The sequence below is a fragment of the Streptomyces sp. Tu 3180 genome, from assembly GCF_009852415.1.
Lineage (GTDB): Bacteria > Actinomycetota > Actinomycetes > Streptomycetales > Streptomycetaceae > Streptomyces.
Genome location: NZ_WOXS01000002.1, coordinates 7,686,160 through 7,704,991 on the forward strand (window position 1 = coordinate 7,686,160; position 18,832 = coordinate 7,704,991).

Here is an 18,832-nt window from a genome sequence, read left to right on the forward strand (position 1 = left end):
GTCCCGCCCGCGTGGCCGGGAAGCGGTTTGACCGACCGCGAAACGCTGTGGGAGGCTTGCTCCATGATCTACTGAGTGCGCGGGCATCGCCCGTTGTCTTCGACCGACCTGACGTCTCCTCTTCTTCACGACGTCATGCCACGACGCCGCCCCGCTCCTTCGACGGAGCCCCGTCGGCGTCGCTCTCAGCCTGCTGCCGTTGCCGTGGCATCTGTCCGGCACTGCCGCGTCCTCGCGCTTCGGTTCTGCCGTCCGCGCGGCTGACGAGGACCAACGGGCGGTCTTCGGTTCTTGCGTATCCGCAATGTTCCGTCCCCTGCTCAGGAGTTCCTTCATGTCCGAGACGCAGCGTGATCCCCGTCGCTGGTGGATCCTCGCGGTGTTGTGCACCTCCCTGTTCGTCATCGTTCTGGACAACACCATCCTGAACGTCGCCATCCCGTCCATCACCGAGCAACTGGGCGCGAGCACCGCGCAGATCCAGTGGACGCTCAACGCCTACACGCTCATCCTGTCCGGCCTGCTCATCACCGCCGGAGGCCTCTCCGACCGGCTCGGCCGCAAGCGCGCCCTGCTGCTCGGCCTGGCGGTGTTCGGCGGCGGGTCCCTGCTGGGCGCGCTGGCTCCCTCCCCGCAGGTCCTCATCGCCGCCCGCGCGCTGATGGGCATCGGGGCGGCCTTCCTCATGCCCGGCACCCTCGCCGTCCTGGTGCGCACCTTCGACGACGAGGAACGACCGCGGGCCATCGGCGTCTGGGCGGCGGTCTCCTCCGCCGGCATGGCCCTCGGCCCCGTCCTCGGGGGTTCCTGCTCGACCACTTCTGGTGGGGCTCCACCTTCCTGATCAACGTGCCGGTCGCGATCGTCGGCCTGATCGCCATGGGCGTGCTGCTGCCGGAGTCGAAGGACCCCGGCAACTCCCGCCCCGACCTGGCCGGCGCGCTGCTGTCCACCGTGTCCGTGGTGTCGCTGGTGTGGGCGGTCATCTCCGTGCCGCGGGACGGCTGGCTGGCGCCGCAGACCCTCGGCGCCGGGCTGGTCGGCCTGGCCGGCGTCGCGCTGTTCGTGTGGTGGGAGCGCCGGGTCGACGATCCCATGCTCGACATGGCGATGTTCGGCAACCCCAAGTTCCGCGGCGCCGTCTTCGGCGGGATCCTCACGGCCTTCGGTCTGGCCGGCTCGCTGTTCCTGCTCACCCAGGACCTGCAGTTCCTGCGCGGCTACGACCCGCTGGAGGCCGGTGCCCAGCTGACCCCGATGGCCATCGGCGTCCTGGCCTGCAGCATCCTGGTCAGCCCGCGGGTGCTGAAGGCGGTCGGCGTCGGCAAGGGCATCGTGATCGGTGTCACCTGCTCGGCCGTCGGGCTGCTCACCGTGGCGCTGGCGCCCGACGAGAACGGCTACGCCGTCCTGGTGGCCGGTCTGCTGCTGCTGGGCGGCGGCGCGGGCGTCTCGGGTCCCCTGGTCGCCAACGCGCTGATGAGCTCCATCCCCCGCGAGCGCGCCAGCACCGGGTCCGGAGTGAACAACACCCTGCAGGAGCTGGGCAGCGGCCTGGGCATCGGCGTCCTCGGCGCGGTCCTGACCGGGATCTTCGCCCAAGCGGTGCCCGACGCGCTGCGCTCGGCCGCCGGTGAGTCCTATCCGGAGGCCGTGGCCGCGGCCGACGGCTCCCCGGGACTGCTGGACGAGGTCCGGGACGGCTTCGCACAGGCCCTGACGCTCAGCCAGCTCATCGGCGCGGGAGCGGTCCTGGTCGGCGGCTGCATCGCCGGATCGATGCTGCTGCGGGCCGAGAGGGCGGAGCAGGCGCGGACCGCCGAGAAGGACGCGCAGCAGCCGACGGAGGCCGCCGCGGCCGACTGACCGGCGGGCCCCTCGGGCCGCCGCGGCAGGGTGCGCCGGGACCGGTGTTCCGAGGGCGGTTCCCGGCGCACCCGACCGGGCCTGTCCGGCGGGCCGTGCCGCAGGTCTCCTGCGACCCGGTCCGCCGGACAGGCCCCGGTGCGCGCCTATGGCCGCCGGTGCAGCAGCCGGGGTTCCCCGAAGGGCGGCCGGCCGGTGTCGGCGCCGTGCCCCGGCCGGTGTTCCTCGACCGCCTCGATCGCCTCCTCCAGCTGGGTGGACAGCTGCTGCACCGTCGAGACCAGCGTCTGCTGCTGCGACATGAGCTCTCTCACCTGCAGACGCAACCGGCGCAACTCCGCGTCCACGGGGGACTCGGCGCGGGCGTGCCCCGACAGCGGGCCCGGGCGGGCCGGCCCGGGGCCGGAGTTGCCGGGTCCGGGCGGACGGCGGACGCCGCCCGCGGGCCGGGGCGCCGTGCTGGGCGCGGGCGCGATGGCCGAGGAGGACGGCTGGGTGCGCAGGGTGATCCGCTGGGGGCCCCGGGAATCGGTGGCTCCCGACGCCTGCACGTCCAGCAGTTCGGGGGAGTGGGACAGTATCTGCTGCATCCGTTTGCTGAGCGCGGGTACCGGTGTGACGCCGAGTTCGTCGGCCAGACGGCGACGGACCCGTTCGTAGACGCTCAGTGCCTGTGCCTGGTGGCCGCACCGGTAGAGGGCGACCATCAACTGGTCGTAGAAACGTTCCCGCAGTGGGTAGCTGTTGGTCAGTTCTTCCAGTTCGGCGATGACGTGCGCGTGCATGTTGGCGCGCAGCGACACGTCGTAGAGGAGTTCCAGGGCGCTCAGCCTCGCCTCCTCCAGCATCGCCGCGCCGGCGGTGCAGAGCGGGCCGCGGCTGCCCTGGAGGGCCGGGCCGCGCCACAGCTTCAGCGCGCCGCGGACCATCTTCTCCGCGAGGGCCGGATCCTGGGCGGCGGTGTGACGCGCCCGGTCGACGGTGCGGACGAAGACCTCGCTGTCTATCTGCTCGGGGTCGGCTCTGAGGACGTAACCGGACTCCTCGGTGATCAGACACTCCTGGGCGGCGGCCTCGCCGCCCTTGAGCGGATCCATCATCCGGCGTAATCGGTAGATCTGGGCCTGGAGGGCGTTGGCGGACTTACGAGGTTTGGAATTGCCCCAGACTTCCTCGCTCAACTGTTCGGCGGAAACCGTGGAGCCGCACTTGACGATGAGTGCTCCCATCAGGGTGCGCTGCTTGTGGCTGCTGAGGGGGACCCTGCGTTGGTTGACGCTGTCGTACAGCTCCGTCAATCCAAGAACTCTGAACTTCACACCTTCTCCCGCTGTTGTCGGAAATCCGGTTCCCAGACGGTTCTGTGTGGGGGGATGAGACCGGGCTCCGCCGCCGCCTCCTTTCCTGTGGAACGGACGGGACCTGCCAGGTGACCGACGCGGCGCTCCAGCGAAGCCGGAACCCGTGTTGCGATGATCCTAAGCGGCCACGTTGAAAGAGTCACCACATGAGATTCCGCCACTGACGGTCTTTGGGAAACACTTTGTACGTCAGTCTCCTGGCAGGTCGTCAGGGTCGTGTCAGCGGGCCGGGCGACCATCGGTGCGTTTCCCCGCGGTCCTCGGGCCCGAGGCGCACCGGAACGCCCTGACCGCTCTCGCCCGTGGGTCGCACCGCCCGGACGTCAGGAGGGTCATGAGCAGTTGGGACGCGGAAGTGGCGGTGGTCGGCCTGGGCGCGTGGGGATCCTGCGCGCTCTGGCAGATCGCCTCCCGGGGCGTCGACGCCCTCGGCATCGAGCAGTTCCACCCGGGTCACGCCTGGGGGGCCTCGCACGGCGGGTCGCGCATGTTCCGCGTCACCTGCCTGGAACATCCCGAACTCGTGCCGCTGGCACGGCGATCGCTGGAACTGTGGCACGAACTCGCCGGCCTGACCGGTACGCCGCTCTTCGAGAACCGCGGCGGACTGCTGATCGGGCCCGAGGGCGGCCGTGTCGTCGGCGGCACGCTGCGCGCCGCGCGCCGGCACGGCATCCACGTGGAGCGACTGGCCCCGCCGGAGCTGCGCGAACGCTTCGGCCAGCACGCGGAACCCGGCCCCGACGACATCGCGGTGTGGGAGCCGTCGGCCGGCATCCTGCGCCCCGAGGAAGCCGTACGCGCCGCGACCGGGCTCGCCCGCTCCACCGGGGCGCGGGTCGTCACCGGCACCCAGGTGCACTCCGTCGAACTGGTCTCCGGCGGCGTGGAGCTGGAGACCGGAGGGGGACTGATACGGGTGCGGCAAGCCGTGATGGCCATCGGTTCCTGGCTCGCCTCGCTGGTTCCGGGCATGGCGCTGACCCCCCTGCGGATGCCGATCACGTGGTTCCGTTCCGCCACCGGTGACGACCGGTTCGAACTGGACCGCTTTCCCGTGTTCATGCGTGAGCTTCCGGGGCAGGAGGTCCTGTGGGGCAACGGCAGCGAGAAGGAGTACGGCGTCAAGCTGGGCCTGGAGGCCCATGGGAGGAGGCCGCGCCCCATCGACCCGGACACGGACGACCGGAGTGCCGTCAGCGAGGACTGGGCCGACCTCACGAGGGTGCTGGAACGCTATTTGCCCGGGCTCGAACCCATTCCCTCGCAGGTTTCGGTGTGCATGCTCACCGCCACGCCCGACGGGCAGTTCGTCATCGGAAGACCGGGGGGCGATCCGCGTTTGATTCTTGCCGGGGGCTGCAATGCGCACGGTTTCAAACACGCCAGCGGTATCGGGGAGATCCTGGCCGACCTGGTAACGCACAGGCCCGCGCGCATGCCGCTGGACTTCGTCAGTCCGGATCGGGCCGTCCTGAAATGACCGGTGATTCCGAAATACTGGGCGGATCGCGGTGCGGCACGGCTCCGCATTCGCCGGGATCGTCACTGGTTGTAGCGGCCACGGGTACCTTGTCGGCGATTTCGGTGACCATGCGCCGCCGTCCTTGACGGGCCGCACCGGTCTCCGTCGGCAGCGAAAGGCACAGAGCCGGATTGTGGCGCCGCCGAACGGGCGCGCGCGGGCCGGATTCCGGGTTCCGCGCGCAGGCGCCGCCGGCCCACGGGGAGTTCGCCGGACCGGGAACCCCGCTCGTGGAGCCGCTCGCCCGGAGCGAGGCCGGTGCCGGGAGATCCGGCCGGGGCGCCGACGGGGCCGTGCGTCCGGGACCGGACGGAGCGGGGTGCGGCGCACGCTCGTCCACCGCTCGCGGTTCCTCCTCCCCCCCCGCGGGGCCCGGAACGACCGCCGTGGACCGGAGTGTGTCCCTTCGGCGCCCGGCCCGGCGGCGAGCTCGGCGATCGCCGCCCCGGGAAGGTACGCGGCGTCGGAAGCCACCCGGGCGGCGGTGGCGAGGCGGGGCCGGGACAGGTCCACGGTGATGATCCTCAGCGGGGCGTGGACGCGCGCGACGACCGCCGCGGCCGGCTCCACCGGCCCCGCCCCACCACGACCACCGTGTGGCCGGGGCCGACGCCGCCCGCGCGCACGCCGAGTTCGTAGGCGGCGGGCAGCACTTCGGAGAGCAGGACGGCCTCCTCCGGCGTCAGCGAGGACGGCCACCGGTGGAGGGAGTGGTCCGCGAACGGCACACGGACCCTCTCCGCCCGGGGGCCGTCGATGCGGTGTCCGAGCATCCGGCCGCCGACGGGGCACTGTCCGTACCCGCCGTCCCGGCACCACGCGCACTGCCCGCACGCGGAGACGGACGAGACGACGACCCGGTCGCCCGCGGTGCACCGGCGCACCGCGTGGCCGGCCTCCAGCACCTCGCCGACCGCCTCGTGCCCGAGCACCGTGCCGGGCTCGGCCTCGGGGAGGTCGCCGCGCACGATGCGCAGGTCACCGCCGGAGACGGCGGTCGCGTCGACGCGTACCAGGGCGTCCGTCGCCGCCTCGATCCCCGGATCCCTCACCCCGTGTCCCAGGAGACCCGTCCCGGGGCGCGGTAGACGAGCGCACGCATGGTCCTCACCTCTTCGGCCCCGTTCCGCTTCCGGTCTCGGCACACGGGCACCGTCCCTGCGAAGGGGCGCCCGGATCCCTTCGCAGGGGCCGTCCGGCCCCGCCCCCGGACGCCGTGGTGGCGGGACCCGGGGCGCCTCGGCCGGCGTGACCGGGGCGCCCCGGGCGCGGGCCCGTTCCCCTGGGACGGGCTGGGCGACCGCGGTGAACGGGGGGAGCCGCGGGCGGCGGGGCCTGGAGCCGGGCCCTGCCGGTCAGGGCGAGCACGAGCCCCCGGGCCGGCGGGCCGAGGGCGCCGTGCGGGGGGGGGCGTAGGGGGTGAAGTGGGCCGGGGTGTGGTCGATGGGCAGGTCGGGACGCCAGGCGGTGAGGATCTGGGCGCTGCACACGAACAGGCCGTCGGGCAGCCGGTCCAGGGGGTACCAGGCCCAGTCGTCGACGCTCTCGTCCGGCTGTGCGGCCGGCTGCCCCCGCCAGGCGGTGACGAGGGCACCGACGGTGACCCGCACGACGTCTCCGACGTGGTCGACGAGCGTGCCCAGGAGCGTGACGTCGTCGGGCCGGGCGATCAGGCCGGTCTCCTCGGCGAGTTCACGGACCACGGCCGCTTCGAGGGACTCCCCGGCCTCCACGGTTCCTCCCGGCAGTTCGAGGGTGCCGTGGCGGTGGCGGCCGAGGAGCACGCCCCGGTCGCCGAGGACGACGGCGCCCACGCCGACGGCCGCGTGCGGCGCCGGCGGCCGCGTGGTGCGGGGCCGGCTGGAAAGACGCGCGGGGCGGTCCGGGAGGCGGCGGGCGCGGACGAGCTGCTGCACGACGGGGTCGTCCTCGCCGGGAGGGCGCAGGAGGTCGACGGCCTCGACCCGGAAGCCGTACTCGGTGAGCAGGTCCTCCCACAGCCGCGGTGCCAGGACCCACATCCGGACGGTCAGCGGCGGATCGTCCCGGAGCCTGATCGTCTGCTCCCGTGGCGCGACCGTCGTGGACGGGCCGCGGCCGTGCAGGTCGGTGTGGAGGAGCGAGAGGACCAGCGGCGCGCCGGGGCGCAGGCCCTCGCGCAGCGCGGGCAGCACGCGGCGCGGGTCGGCGAAGGCGAGGCTGCCGATGGCGTACGCGGCGTCGAAGGGACCGGCGGTGCGCAGGTGGTCGACCACGTCGCCGTGCACGAACCGGACGCCGGGTGCGCCGGCGTGCGCGCCGGTGGCGCGTCGGTGCTGGGTGGGGGACCGCTCGACGGCGGTGACCTGCGCGCCGTGGGCGCGGGCCAGGTGCACGGCGTGGTGGCCGGCGCCGGAGCCGATGTCCAGGACGCGTTTGCCGGCGACGTCGCCGAGGATCTCCGCGCCGGGACCGACCCCCTTCCACGGAGTCCACTCCAGTCGTCCGGGGACGGGCGGCACGTATCCGCGATCCAGTTGACGTCGGCCGTACACGGTCCAGGCTTCGGCGTTGAGGTCCTCGACGGACACGGGAACTCCTGACGACGCAGGGGAGGGCGGGAACTGCGCGACGTCCTCGTCCGGTTCCGGGCCCGAGGACCGGCCGTCGACGGCCGGGGAACACGGTGCCGGGTGCGGACGGCGCCACCGGCGCGGGGCGACGGCGGGCGGCATCCGGCCGGTGAGGGTGTTCCGCACCTCGGCGGGGGCGCACGGTCCGGGGCCGGGGCCCGTGCCGGGCGCGGCGGGCGGGCGGCCGGACGCCGGGCGGCACGACGCCGGCGATGACGGAGGAGGCGGCACACTGTCACCTCTTCCGTCATCGCCGGATGATTGTGCTCCGAGGAGGCCGCGGTGCGGCGGCCCGCCGCCGCCCCGCCGACGGGGACGCGTCCTCAGGGCCGGCGCCCGCCCGGTGCCTCCTCGCAGATGATCTCGTCACGCGGGGTGTAGTGCGTGCGGAACGGTTCCCGCCGCACCTCCCGGCCGTCGTCGCGGAAGACCCGCTCCACGGTGACGTCGAAGCCCTCGAGCGGGGTCTGCGGCACGCACCGCTCGCCGGTTCCCGTCTTCGTCTCCGGCCGCCGCACCTCGGTGCGCGCTCCCTTGACCGACGTGACCTCGTCGTACTTCTTCGTGCCGAGGAAGGTGACGGTCACCGAGGTGTCGGTGGACTCGGCCTGGATGTACAGGGCCCTGCCGGAGTCGTTGGTGAACCTCAGGTCGAGGCTGCCCCAGGCGACCGTCGCCTCGCGGCCCTCCGGGTAGCGCTCGATGTAGAAGGAGTGGGCGCCGTACTCGACGGGCTTGACCCCCGCGAAGAACATCGCGTTGAAGACCGTGGTGGCCACGGCGGACACGCCGCCGCCGGGCGCCTTGGCGTACTGGTCGTCGAGGATCATGATGCCCTCGACGAAGCCGTTGGCCTCGGTGCGCTCGCCCACGGTCCGGTTGAAGCTCCAGGTCTCGTCCGGCATGACGACGGAGCCGTCGATGAGTTCCACGGCCCGGCCGACGTTCGTCGTGCGGTAGGCGGCCGGTTCGAACTCGACGGTGAAGGAGGACATCTTCTCGGTCAGCCCCAGCCGGGCCGCGTTCTCGCGGGTGACCTCCGGCTGGATCCGCCGCGTGTCCACCTCGCCGGTGCGGGCGGCGCCCGACTCGGTGAGCAGGGGCAGGACGGCCTTGCCCAGCGCCTTGTCGGTGACCTCCAGGCCGGGCCTGGCGTCGGCGGTCACCACGGCCCTGTCGCCCTCGAGGCCCAGCCGGGCGTTGCGGGGCGTGGCGGGGAGGCCGTTGAGGGCGCCGGTCACCGCGGGGGAGGCGCGCAGGCCCTTGTCGTCGAGCTCCGGTGTGAGCCTGCCGCTGTCGTCCGGCCGCATGGTCAGGTGCTCGCCCAGCACGGCCGGGGTGAGCGTGAACCGCCTGCCGCCCGCGGTGAGCGTGACCGGCGCCGACATCGCCGGCTGCGCGAACTCGCGCACCGCCCGCCGCACCTCCTCCGCCGTGACCTTCGGGCTGGTCTCGCGTGCGGGGAGCACCGTGACCGAGTCCGCCGCGCCGCGCAGGAAGGGGGTGCGCAGGGCGTCGATCGAGGCGTCCACGTCCAGCGCGTACCCGGTGCGCGGGGCGGTCTGCTCGACGCGGCCGCCGGCGAAGGAGACGGCGCCGTCGCGGACCTCCTGGTCGAGGGTCCCCGCCAGCTCCCCGAGGGCGGCACGGGCCCTGTCCTCGTCGACCCGCACGACCGGCTCGACGTCACCGCCCGAGCGGAACAGCCCGCCGATCACGCCGATCGGATCGGAGCCGGTGGACACCGCCCGGTCAAGGGTTTCCCGGATGTCGAAGGCGAGCCCCGCCTGCCGCGGGTCGACCGTGCCCCCGCGGTCGCCGACCTCCACCGCCAGCTTCCGCGGGGCGGTCGCCGCCAGGTGCCGCTCCAGCTTCCGGCCGGCCTCCTCGCGGGTCAGGCCCCCGATGTCCACGCCGCGCACCGTCGTACCCGCCTCGATCTCACCGCCGGTGAGCAGCAGTCCGGCGAGGTACAGGCCGCCCAGGCCGACGGTCAGCGCACCGCCCGCCAGGGCGACGGGCGGGAGGGAGGCCATTCGGGGGACGGAGGGTATTCGGGGGCGCATGGGTCTCCTGAACGATCGATGTGACGTGCCCCCGATGCCGCGGCACTGCGTGCGGGAGCAATCGGTCAAGCTACGCACAACCGGGCACCGAATGGGTATATCCCAGGTCACACCGGGCGTTGTGGATCAGTGGCCCGATCAGTTGCCCGATCGGTGGGCGCGCCGGTGAGCGGTTCGGTGCAGGGGGCGTGTCCGGCGGCGGTGCGCGGGCCCGTGCCGTCCGGGTCGCGGACGGCGGCGGTGAGGGCGTCGCGCGGGACGGCGCCGCCGGACACGCCGCTCACGCCTCCTGTCCGGCGCCGCTCTCGTGCCCGGCGTCGATCTCGGTGATGAGGGCCTCGATGCGCGCCCCGATCTCGTCCCGGATGGGGCGGACGGCCTCGACGCCCTTGCCGGCCGGGTCCTCCAGGGTCCAGTCGAGGTACTTCTTGCCGGGGAAGACGGGGCAGGCGTCGCCGCAGCCCATGGTGATGACGTAGTCGGACGCCTGGACGGCCTCGGTGGTCAGGACCTTCGGCGTGGCCGCGGAGATGTCGATGCCGACCTCCTTCATGGCTTCGACGGCGGCGGGGTTGACCCGGTCGCCGGGGAGGGAGCCGGCGGAGCGGACCTCGATCCGGTCGCCCGCGAGGTGGCTGAGGAAACCGGCGGCCATCTGGGAACGGCCGGCGTTGTGGACGCAGACGAACAGCACGGACGCGAGCGGGGTGGAGGAGGGCATCGGTTCTTCCTTCGTGCGGGGCCCGGACCCGGGCTGGTATCAGCTCAGGCTGATGTGAAAATATCAGTCCATGATGACGTCAGTCGACGCTGACCTGATCCGGGTGCTCGCCGACCCGCTCAGGCTCCGGATCGTGACCCTGCTCGCCCGGGAGGCGCTGTGCACCACCCACCTGGTGGAGGAGACCGGCGCGAAGCAGACCAACCTCTCCAACCACCTGCGGGTGCTGCGCGAGGCCGGGGTCGTCGAGACCGAGCCGTGCGGCCGGTTCACGTACTACAGGCTGCGCCCCGACGTCATCGCCTCGCTCGCCGGGCAGTTCTCCGAACTGGCCGAGCGGGCCCGTGCCGCCGCCGACAACAAGAGAGCCTGCCCGTGACCCGTACCGAAGCCCCCGCGACCGGCGAGGGCTCCCCGATCGTCGCCGGGCTGTCGACGCTCGACCGCTTCCTCGCCGTGTGGATCCTCCTCGCCATGGCCGTGGGCCTCGGGCTCGGACGGCTCGTCCCGGGACTGAACGACGCCCTGGCGAAGGTGGAGATCGGCGGGATCTCCCTGCCGATCGCGCTCGGCCTGCTGATCATGATGTATCCGGTCCTCGCCAAGGTCCGCTACGACCGGTTCGACGCGGTCACCGGCGACAGGAAGCTGATGGTCTCCTCGCTGGTCGTCAACTGGGTCCTCGGCCCGGCCGTGATGTTCGCGCTGGCCTGGATCTTCCTGCCGGACCTGCCCGAGTACCGCACCGGCCTGATCATCGTCGGGCTGGCCCGCTGCATCGCCATGGTCGTCATCTGGAACGACCTCGCCTGCGGCGACCGCGAGGCCGCCGCCGTGCTCGTCGCCCTGAACTCGGTCTTCCAGGTCATCGCGTTCGGCCTGCTGGGCTGGTTCTACCTCGACCTGCTGCCCGGGTGGCTGGGCCTGGGCGACGGTGAGCACCTGGACATCTCAATGCGGGAGATCGCGGCGAACGTGGCCGTCTTCCTCGGCCTCCCGCTGCTGGCCGGCTTCCTCACCCGCCGCATCGGCGAGCGGAGGATGGGCCGCGAGGACTACGAGCGGCGCTTCCTGCCGGTGATCGGACCGTGGGCGCTGTACGGCCTGCTGTTCACGATCGTCGTTCTCTTCGCCCTCCAGGGGAGGACCATCACCTCGCAGCCCCTGGACGTGGCCCGGATCGCGCTGCCGCTGCTGGTGTACTTCGCCGTGATGTGGTTCGGCACCTTCGCCCTGGGCAAGGCGATCGGCCTCGCCTACGACCGCACCGCCACCCTCGCCTTCACCGCGGCCGGCAACAACTTCGAGCTGGCCATCGCGATCGCCGTCGCCACCTTCGGCGTCACGAGCGGCCAGGCCCTGTCGGGCGTCGTGGGCCCGCTGATCGAGGTCCCGGTGCTGGTGGCGCTGGTGTACGTGTCGCTCGCGTGGCGCCGGAAGTTCACGGCCGCGCCTGTGGGCCCGTGACCCGGCGCACGGACGTGGTGGTGGTCGGCGGCGGCCAGGCGGGACTCGCCGCCGGCTACCACCTGCGCCGCCACGTGCCGGACTTCGTCGTCCTCGACGCCGATCCCGCGCCCGGGGGTGCCTGGCGGCACACCTGGGACTCCCTGCGCCTGTTCTCCCCGGCCGCCCACTCCTCCCTCCCGGGACGGCTCATGCCCGGCCTGCCCGGCGGGACCTGCCCGGACGCCGGGCACGTGGTCGACTACCTCGCCGACTACGAGAAGCGGTACGCCCTGCCCGTCCGGCACGGCGTGGAGGTGCGGGCCGTGCGCCGCGGCGGCGAGCGCCTGCGCGTGGAGAGCGACGCGGGCGTCTGGGAGGCACGGGCGGTCATCAGCGCGACCGGGACCTGGTCGCGGCCCTTCCTGCCCGCCGTCCCCGGCCGGGACGTCTTCTCCGGACGGCAGCTGCACACCACCGGGTACCGGCGCCCGGCCGACCTCGCCGGCCGGCGCGTGCTGGTGGTCGGCGGCGGGAACTCCGGCGCGCAGATCGCCGCCGACCTCGCCCTGGCCGGGATCGACATGACCTGGGTGACCCGGCGCCCGCCCCGGTTCCTGCCCGACGACATCGACGGCCACGCCCTGTTCGACGTCGCCACCGGACGCCGCCGCGCCCTGGACGAAGGCCGCGCGGACACCGGCGGCGTCGCCTCGCTCGGCGACATCGTCGCCGTACCCCCGGTCCGCGCGGCCCGCGACGCCGGCCTGCTCGCCGCCCGGCCGATGTTCGCCCGGCTCACGGCGACCGGTGTCGCATGGACCGACGGCACGCACGCCGAGGCGGACGCGATCGTCTGGTGCACCGGCTTCCGCCCCGCCCTCTCCCACCTCGCCCCGCTCGGGCTGCGCGGTCCGCGCGGGCGCATCGCCACCGACGGCACCCGGGCCGTGGGCGAGCCGCGACTGCACCTGCTCGGCTACGGGGACTGGACCGGCCCCGCCTCCGCCACCCTGATCGGTGTCGGCCGGACGGCCCGGGACGCCGCGGTGCGGATCCGCGACCTTCTGCGCCCATGACCGGAGCGTGAGGATCCGGGCGGGGAACCGTGCTCGCGAAGGCGGCGCCGCCCCCGTCGGCGCCTGCCCGGTGGATCGCCGGGGCCCGGCCGGCGTGCGCGGAGGCCGGCGGCACGGTCACCGCACGCGCCGGGCCGGCCCCGGCCCCGCTCCTTCGAGGCGCGTCATGCGGCTGCCGCCGGCGCGAGGAGCCTGCCCATCGCGGCGAGCACCGTCGGCTCGACCCGGTAGTAGACCCAGGTGCCGCGCCGCTCGGAGGTGAGCAGGCCGGCCTCCTTGAGCTTCTTCAGGTGGTGGGAGACGGTCGGCTGGGAGACGCCGACGCCGGAGATGTCGCACACGCACGCCTCGCCGTCCTCGTGCGAGGCCACGGCGGAGAACAGCCTCAGCCGCACCGGATCGCCCAGGGCCTTGAACATCCGGGCGGCCGTCTCCGCCTCCTCGGCGGTCATCGGACGCTCGGCCGGCGGCGGGCAGCACGGCACCGCCGCCCGGTCGTCGGCGGGCTCGAGCAGCGGCAGCACCTTCGTGTTCGCCAGCCTCGATGTTGACACATGTCGAACCAGCCGGACCGGGGTGCGCGGAGCGCTCGGCGCCGATGCGGACGGGCCGCCGGCCGGCCGGCGGTTGCGGCGGCATCGATCGCCCGGGCCCCGCGTCGCCCGGTGGACCCGGGCCCACCACCCGGGCCCCTCGGCCCCGTTCGGGGTTTCCGGCGAGCACCGTCCGGACTTTGTCCTGTGCGTGGAAGAAGTTGCACTCAAGTCGTGCGTAAGTTCTTCCCCGCCCGGTAAATCGCTGCTACGTTCCTCCCGAAAGCCTGACGGCTCAGCCGACGGAGGCAGGAGCCTGGGTCCCCAGCCTTGGGCGAGGGGAGGGGAGGGGTTCGTGAGACGGATGACCGCTCGGCCTGAGAACGCGCATCAGGCGCGGCTGCTTCGTTTACTGCGTGACGGCGGGGCCAACTCCCGCGCCCAACTGGGTGATCTGGTGGACCTGTCCCGTTCGAAACTGGCTGTCGAGGTGGACCGGCTGCTGGAGACGGGCCTGGTCGTCGCGGACGGCCTCGCCCCCTCACGGGGCGGCCGGCGTTCGCACAACATCCGGCTCGCGCCGGCACTGCGTTTCCTCGGTGTCGACATCGGCGCCACGTCGATCGATGTCGCCGTGACGAACGCGGAGTTGGAGGTCCTGGGGCACCTGAACCATCCGATGGACGTCCGGGAGGGGCCGGTCGCGGTCTTCGAGCAGGTGCTGTCGATGGCCGCCAAGCTGAAGGCCTCCGGTGTCGCGGAGGGCTTCGACGGCGCCGGGATCGGCGTCCCGGGTCCGGTCCGCTTCCCGGAGGGCGTGCCGGTCGCGCCTCCGATCATGCCGGGCTGGGACGGCTTCCCGGTGCGGGAGGCGCTCAGCCAGGAACTGGGCTGCCCGGTCATGGTCGACAACGACGTGAACCTGATGGCGGTGGGGGAGCAGCACGCGGGCGTGGCGCGTTCCGTGGGCGACTTCCTGTGCATCAAGATCGGGACCGGTATCGGCTGCGGGATCGTGGTCGGCGGCGAGGTCTACCGGGGGACAACGGGCAGCGCCGGCGACATCGGCCACATCCAGGTGGAACCGGGAGGCCGCGCGTGCGCGTGCGGCAACCGGGGTTGCCTGGAGGCGCACTTCAGCGGCGCCGCGTTGGCCGGCGACGCGGAGGAGGCCGCGCGTACGGGCCGGTCGGGGGAGCTTGCCGCTCGGCTGGAGACGGCCGGGCGCCTGACGGCCGCGGACGTGTCGGCCGCGGCGGCGGCGGGCGACACGGTGGCCCTGGAGCTGATCCGGGAGGGCGGGAAGCGTCTGGGCCAGGTCATCGCCGGACTCGTCAGTTTCTTCAATCCGGGACTGGTGGTGATCGGCGGTGGTGTGACCGGGCTCGGGCACACGCTGCTGGCCAGTGTCCGGACCCAGGTGTACCGGCAGTCGTTGCCGCTGGCCACGGGCAACCTGCCGATCGTCCTGGGTGAGCTGGGACCGGCCGCCGGGGTCATCGGCGCGGCCCGGCTCATCAGCGACCACGTGTTCTCACCGGCCTGACCGCCGCCGGTACCCGCCGGCCGCGGTCCACCACGGACGCCACCGCGACCCCGTGACGCCACAGCTCCGGAGCGCCGTCGGTCCCGGAGCGCCACAGCCTCACAGCGCCACGACCCCGTAGCGCCACCGCAGCACCGCCGTGCCACCCCACGGCGCTCCGGCGGCCGGCTCCGCCCGCGGCACTGGTCGCGGGCCGCCCCGCCCTGCTCACCCCTCCGCCCCGGCACGCACGACGCCGGGGGCTTCCCGCAGCAGCCCACGTACCCGAACCCGCCGTCCAGCCTGCCCGCTCACGGTCCGCACCCGCCGAGGGGATCCTTCATGGCACCACAACCACCCCTGCTCACCATGTCCGGCATCACCAAGTCGTTCCCGGGCGTCCGCGCCCTGGACGGTGTGGACCTGGAGGTCCAGGCCGGCGAAGTCCACTGCCTCCTCGGCCAGAACGGTGCCGGGAAGTCCACCCTGATCAAGGTGCTCGCCGGAGCCCACCAGCCCGACGACGGTGAGATCACCTGGCGGGGCGAGCCGGTGAACCTGGGGTCGCCGATCGCCGCCATGCGCCTGGGCATCGCCACCATCTACCAGGAACTCGACCTGATCGAGGGGCTGTCCGTCGCGGAGAACGTCTTCCTCGGGCACGAACCCACGGCCGCCGGGTTCGTCGTGCGCGGCTCCGCCGCCCGTACCGCGACCGCGGAGCTGCTCGAGCGTCTCGGGCACTCGGAGATCGGTCCCGCGCGGCTCGTCGGCGACCTGTCCGCGGCGCAGCAGCAGATCGTCTCGATGGCCCGCGCGCTGTCCCACGAGGTGCGGCTGATCGTGATGGACGAGCCGTCGGCGGCGCTCGACCCGGACGAGGTCGACAACCTCTTCAGGATCGTGGGCGATCTGACGGCCGACGGTGTCGCCGTCGTCTACATCTCGCACCGGCTGGAGGAGATCCGGCGCATCGGCGACCGGGTGACGGTGCTGAAGGACGGCCGGGCCGTGGCCGGCGGGCTGCCCGCGGAGTCCACCCCGACCCGCGAGATCGTGGCTCTGATGACGGGGCGGAATGTCGAGTACGTCTTCCCCGAGCGTCCCCGGGCGGGGTTCGCCGCGGGGCGGGAACCGGTGCTGACGGTCGAAGGGCTGACCCGGCGGGGCGAGTTCGCGCCCGTCGACCTGGACCTGCGGCCCGGTGAGATCGTCGGTCTGGCCGGGCTCGTCGGGTCCGGGCGCAGCGAGATCCTGGAGACGATCTACGGGGCCCGCAAGGCCGACGGCGGCCGTGTCCTCGTCGAGGGCACCCCGCTGCCTCCCGGCAGTGTCCGCGCCGCCGTCCGCGCCGGCATCGGCCTCGCGCCCGAGGAACGCAAGGCGCAGGGCCTGCTGATGCTGGAGTCCGTCAGCAGCAACGTCTCGATCTCCACCCTGTCCCGGTTCGCCCGCGCGGGCTGGCTCGACCGGCGCGCCGAGCGCGCCGCGGCGCACCGGGCGGTCCGGGAGCTGTCCCTGCGGCCGGACAATCCCGATGTCGCGATCAGGACGCTGTCCGGCGGCAACCAGCAGAAGGCCGTGCTCGCACGCTGGCTGCTGCGCGGGTGCAAGGTGTTGCTGCTGGACGAGCCGACCCGGGGTGTCGACATCGGCGCCCGCGCGGAGCTCTACGCAGTGATCCGCCGGCTGGCCGACGAGGGCCTGGCCGTACTTCTCGTGTCCAGCGAGGTGCCCGAGGTCCTGGGGCTCGCCGACCGGGTGCTGGTGCTCCGTGAAGGCAGCGTCGTGCACACGGCGGACGCCCGGGAGCTCGACGAGCACCGTGTACTCGATCTCGTGATGGAAGGGAGCCCGACGCCATGACGCAGCCGGCCACCGCGGCGCAGAAGGAAGCGCCGACGTCCGCCGCCGAGTCCCCGACGGACAAGGAGGGTTCGCGCCGACCGCTCGGCCTGCGGTGGGACGTGCGCAGTCTGTCGCTGCTCGGTGTCCTCGCCGCACTCGTCGTGGTCGGTGGGATCACCGCGCCGGACGAGTTCCTGGCGGTGAGCAACCTGCAGCTCGTCCTCACCCAGGCGTCCGTGATCGGTGTCGTCACCGTCGGCATGACGTTCGTCATCACCAGCGGCGGCATCGACCTGTCGGTCGGCGCGATCGTCGCCCTCGCCTCGGTGTGGGCGACGACCGTGGCCACGCAGGAGTTCGGCTTCGCGGGGATCCTCTTCACCGCGGTGACCGTCGGTGTGGGCTGCGGTCTCGTGAACGGCGTGCTGATCGCCTACGGCGGGATGGTGCCGTTCATCGCGACGCTGGCCATGCTCGCCTCGGCCCGGGGCCTGGCCCTGCAGATCACCGACGGGCGGACGCAGATCGTGACCGTCGACGGCGTCCTCGACCTCGGCGAACGCGACGCCTACGTGCTCGGCGTCCCGCCGCTGGTGCTGGTGTTCGCCGCGGTCACCGTCATCGGCTGGCTGGTGCTCAACCGGACCACCTTCGGCCGCCGCACCGTCGCGGTCGGCGGCAACGCGGAGGCCGCCCGGCTCGCCGGCATCGACGTCCGCCGCCAGCGGCTCTACCTCTACCTGCTGTCCGGGCTGTGCTGCGGCATCGCCGCGTTCCTGCTGATCGTGCTGTCCGGCTCCGGCCAGAACACCAACGGCAACCTCTACGAACTCGACGCCATCGCCGCCGCGATCATCGGCGGCACCCTGCTCACCGGCGGCCGGGGCACCATCGTCGGCTCCGTCCTCGGTGTCCTGGTCTTCACCACGATCACCAACATCTTCGCCCTGAACAACCTCGAGACCGCCGTCCAGCAGATCGCCAAGGGCGCGATCATCGTCGCCGCCGTCCTGGTCCAGCACCGTTCACTGCGCGGCGGCGACGCCTGACGCAGCGCGGCACACCGCCGCACGGCGGGTCCGACCCCGCCGTCCGGCACCCCCCGCGCCCTCCATCCCCCGCACACCGCCCAGTCGAAGGGTCGATCCGCCATGGCAAGAATCCCGGCCACCAGCCGCAGAGCACTGCTGTTCGGCACCGCAGCCGCTTCCGCCGGCGCGCTGCTGACGGCGTGCACCAGCAACGAGTCCAGCAGCCAGGAACAGGCCACGGACAACGCCCCGGTCGCCGACGACAAGCCGGGCAAGCCGGTCACGATCGGTTTCGCCGGGCCGCAGGCCGACCACGGCTGGCTCAACGCCATCAACCAGAACGCCAAGCAGCGCGCGGAGAAGTACTCCGACGTCACGCTGGAGATCACCGAGGGTTCCAATGACACCGCCCAGCAGATCGGCCAGATCGAGACCCTGATCAACAAGAAGGTCGACGTGCTGGTGGTGCTGCCGGCCGACGGCAAGGCGCTCACCCAGGTCGGGCTGAAGGCGATGCGCGCCGGCATCCCGGTGGTCAACCTGGACCGGATCTTCAACACCCCGCAGGCGTACCGCTGCTGGATCGGCGGCGACAACTACGGCATGGGGCTGAACGCCGGCCACTACATCGGGGAGAAGCTCAAGGACAGGCCGGACGCCCGGGTCGTGGAACTGGCCGGGCTGGACAACCTGGAGCTCACCAAGCAGCGCACCCAGGGCTTCGACGACGCGCTGAAGAACTATCCCAACATCAGGAAGGTGGCCCGTCAGGCGGCCGACTTCACGGTCGAGTCCGGTCAGGCCAAGATGGCCCAGCTGCTCCAGGCGCAGTCGAAGTTCGACGCGCTGTGGAACCACGACGACGACCAGGGCGTGGGCGCGCTGCGCGCCATCGAGCAGGCCGGGCGCGACGACTTCCTGATGGTCGGCGGCGCGGGCGCCAAGTCCGCGATGGACGCCATCAAGGCCGACAACGGCGTCCTGAAGGCGACCGTCCTGTACCCGCCGACGATGGCCGCCTCCGCGATCGACCTCGCCCGGGCGCTGGGCCAGGGCAAGGGCGTCGGCGGTCTCGCCGAGTTCGAGATCCCGTCCTCGCTGACCCTCTACTCGGCCGTGGTCACCAAGGACAACGTCGACCAGTACCTGCCGACCGGCTTCATCTGACCGGTCCGGGCCCCGTGCCCCACCAGCACAGCGACGAGTCAGTGACACTCCG

General features: G+C 72.9%; 15 protein-coding genes and 1 pseudogene. 9 read left to right on the forward strand and 7 right to left on the reverse strand.

Annotated features, from left to right (window positions below; translation table 11 throughout):
* Window positions 1-334: 334 nt before the first annotated feature.
* Window positions 335-1,866: pseudogene (locus GL259_RS34610) on the forward strand (MFS transporter).
* A 146-nt stretch (window positions 1,867-2,012) separates the two neighbouring features.
* Here GL259_RS34610 and GL259_RS34615 read toward each other — a convergent pair.
* Window positions 2,013-3,164 carry an AfsR/SARP family transcriptional regulator gene (locus GL259_RS34615; RefSeq protein WP_159537344.1) on the reverse strand — a complete coding sequence of 384 codons (1,152 nt, stop codon included), beginning with the start codon at window positions 3,162-3,164 and terminating at the stop codon, window positions 2,013-2,015.
* A gap of 397 nt (window positions 3,165-3,561) precedes the next feature.
* Here GL259_RS34615 and solA point away from each other — a divergent pair, with 397 nt between their 5' ends.
* A complete protein-coding gene (solA, locus tag GL259_RS34620) occupies window positions 3,562-4,710 on the forward strand; it encodes an N-methyl-L-tryptophan oxidase (protein ID WP_159537346.1) in 1,149 nt (382 codons plus the stop codon).
* Here the strand turns inward: solA and GL259_RS34625 are convergent.
* The 5 genes from GL259_RS34625 to GL259_RS34645 form a co-directional block, all read right to left on the reverse strand.
* Window positions 4,682-4,822, reverse strand: a complete 141-nt coding sequence (locus GL259_RS34625; RefSeq protein ID WP_159537348.1) for a hypothetical protein — start codon at window positions 4,820-4,822, stop codon at window positions 4,682-4,684. The genes solA and GL259_RS34625 overlap by 29 nt on opposite strands.
* A 454-nt stretch (window positions 4,823-5,276) precedes the next feature.
* The gene (locus tag GL259_RS34630; RefSeq protein WP_243762482.1) at window positions 5,277-5,804 is read right to left on the reverse strand and encodes an alcohol dehydrogenase catalytic domain-containing protein; all 528 of its coding nucleotides are present in this window, start codon (window positions 5,802-5,804) and stop codon (window positions 5,277-5,279) included.
* 303 nt (window positions 5,805-6,107) lie between these two features.
* On the reverse strand, window positions 6,108-7,322 hold the full coding sequence (locus tag GL259_RS39430; protein ID WP_279578641.1) for a bifunctional class I SAM-dependent methyltransferase/NUDIX hydrolase: 1,215 nt from the start codon (window positions 7,320-7,322) through the stop codon (window positions 6,108-6,110).
* A 365-nt stretch (window positions 7,323-7,687) separates the two neighbouring features.
* Complete coding sequence (locus tag GL259_RS34640) at window positions 7,688-9,430, reverse strand: VanW family protein (RefSeq protein ID WP_159537350.1); 1,743 nt, start codon at window positions 9,428-9,430, stop codon at window positions 7,688-7,690.
* 280 nt (window positions 9,431-9,710) lie between these two features.
* On the reverse strand, window positions 9,711-10,151 hold the full coding sequence (locus GL259_RS34645) for an arsenate reductase ArsC (RefSeq protein ID WP_159537352.1): 441 nt from the start codon (window positions 10,149-10,151) through the stop codon (window positions 9,711-9,713).
* Between the two features lie 70 nt (window positions 10,152-10,221).
* Here GL259_RS34645 and GL259_RS34650 point away from each other — a divergent pair, with 70 nt between their 5' ends.
* The 3 genes from GL259_RS34650 to GL259_RS34660 are packed head-to-tail and all read left to right on the forward strand — an operon-like array spanning window position 10,222 to window position 12,676.
* Window positions 10,222-10,530 carry a metalloregulator ArsR/SmtB family transcription factor gene (locus GL259_RS34650; RefSeq protein WP_159537354.1) on the forward strand — a complete coding sequence of 103 codons (309 nt, stop codon included), beginning with the start codon at window positions 10,222-10,224 and terminating at the stop codon, window positions 10,528-10,530.
* Window positions 10,527-11,618: an ACR3 family arsenite efflux transporter gene (gene arsB / locus GL259_RS34655; RefSeq protein WP_159537356.1), complete on the forward strand. Its 1,092-nt coding sequence runs from the start codon at window positions 10,527-10,529 to the stop codon at window positions 11,616-11,618. Before GL259_RS34650 ends, arsB begins: the two co-directional genes overlap by 4 nt.
* Entirely contained in the window at window positions 11,615-12,676 is a 1,062-nt protein-coding gene (locus tag GL259_RS34660; RefSeq protein ID WP_159537358.1) for an ArsO family NAD(P)H-dependent flavin-containing monooxygenase, read from the forward strand. The genes arsB and GL259_RS34660 overlap by 4 nt, the downstream gene beginning before the upstream one ends.
* 164 nt (window positions 12,677-12,840) lie before the next feature.
* Here the strand turns inward: GL259_RS34660 and GL259_RS34665 are convergent, their stop codons facing one another.
* On the reverse strand, window positions 12,841-13,215 hold the full coding sequence (locus GL259_RS34665) for a metalloregulator ArsR/SmtB family transcription factor (RefSeq protein WP_159539211.1): 375 nt from the start codon (window positions 13,213-13,215) through the stop codon (window positions 12,841-12,843).
* Window positions 13,216-13,573: 358 nt separating this feature from the next.
* On the opposite strand from GL259_RS34665, the gene GL259_RS34670 reads away from it, so the two are divergent.
* The 4 genes from GL259_RS34670 to GL259_RS34685 all read left to right on the forward strand — a co-directional run bounded on the left by GL259_RS34670 (window position 13,574) and on the right by GL259_RS34685 (window position 18,780).
* Window positions 13,574-14,755, forward strand: coding sequence for an ROK family transcriptional regulator (locus GL259_RS34670; RefSeq protein ID WP_159537360.1), 1,182 nt, complete (start codon window positions 13,574-13,576; stop codon window positions 14,753-14,755).
* Between the two features lie 321 nt (window positions 14,756-15,076).
* Window positions 15,077-16,600, forward strand: coding sequence for a sugar ABC transporter ATP-binding protein (locus GL259_RS34675; protein ID WP_159537362.1), 1,524 nt, complete (start codon window positions 15,077-15,079; stop codon window positions 16,598-16,600).
* Window positions 16,597-17,631, forward strand: coding sequence for an ABC transporter permease (locus GL259_RS34680; RefSeq protein WP_159537364.1), 1,035 nt, complete (start codon window positions 16,597-16,599; stop codon window positions 17,629-17,631). The genes GL259_RS34675 and GL259_RS34680 overlap by 4 nt, the downstream gene beginning before the upstream one ends.
* A gap of 102 nt (window positions 17,632-17,733) precedes the next feature.
* Window positions 17,734-18,780, forward strand: a complete 1,047-nt coding sequence (locus GL259_RS34685; protein WP_159537366.1) for a substrate-binding domain-containing protein — start codon at window positions 17,734-17,736, stop codon at window positions 18,778-18,780.
* Window positions 18,781-18,832 lie beyond the last annotated feature (52 nt).